Annotated in this window: 1 protein-coding gene and 1 pseudogene; one reads left to right on the forward strand and one right to left on the reverse strand. The window is 75.9% G+C overall.

Annotation, left to right across the window (positions count from 1 at the left end; genetic code table 11):
• Window positions 1–385: polysaccharide biosynthesis C-terminal domain-containing protein (locus FV222_RS27830; protein WP_187277516.1), on the forward strand; the 385-nt coding region annotated here is incomplete at its 5' end.
• 211 nt (window positions 386–596) lie between these two features.
• On the opposite strand, the pseudogene FV222_RS30315 reads toward FV222_RS27830, so the two are convergent.
• Window positions 597–839, reverse strand: a pseudogene (locus FV222_RS30315) (cellulose biosynthesis protein CelD); the annotation flags it as partial.

An 839-nucleotide genomic window follows, 5' to 3' on the forward strand; every position in this document is an offset into this window, starting at 1 on the left:
GGCGGCCACCGCCCTCGTCGCGCTCGCCGTCGTCGCCGCCAGCCCGCTGCTCCTGGCGATGTTCGGCCCGCAATTCTCCGACAGCATCCCGATCCTCGCCGTGCTCGCCGCCGGCAGCGTCGCCGCGAGCCTGTTCGGCCCGGGCGAGGATTTGCTGACCATGCTCGGCGGTGAGCGGCTCTGCGCCGGCATCACCCTGGCGATGCTGGCGGTGGCCGTCGGCGCCTGCCTGCTCCTCGTGCCGCATCTCGGGGTGATCGGCGCGGCGCTCGGGATGGCGCTGACCACGATCCTGCGCGCCGGCATCCTGGCGCTGGCGGCGCACCGCGTCCACGGCCTCTCGACCCCGGTCTGGACCGGCCTTTTCACGGCGAACCCGCGATGATCCCCGCCGTCCACATGCCCGCGATCGAGGCCGGCCCGTCCGACGCGCCGGATGCGGCCGAATGGGACGACCTGTTCGCGCGGGCGCGGGCGCCGCATCCGCACTACGCCCGCCACGTCGTCGCCGCGCATCAGCGCGCCGGCCTCGCCCCCGAGGCCCTGCGCTTCGTCAAAATCCGCCGCGCAGGACGGCTCGAAGCCGCCCTGCCCTACCAGCTCGCGCGCTCCAGCGCGAGGAAGGCCGCGACCGCTTGGTCGAGGTTGGGGCCGGCGGTCGCGGTCGCGAAGGTCACCGCGCCGGCCTCGCCGAGGCGCTTGGCGCGGCGGCGCAGGTCCTTCAGGCGGCCCTTGTGCGGGTGGCCCTCCAGGAACGCGTCGTGGCTCGCACGCCGGTCGAGCACCGGGCGCGCGAACGCGGCCACCGTGGCGCGCCGCCAGCCGGCGCGGTCCATCGC

Source organism: Methylobacterium sp. WL103 (assembly GCF_008039885.1).
Lineage (GTDB): Bacteria > Pseudomonadota > Alphaproteobacteria > Rhizobiales > Beijerinckiaceae > Methylobacterium > Methylobacterium cerastii.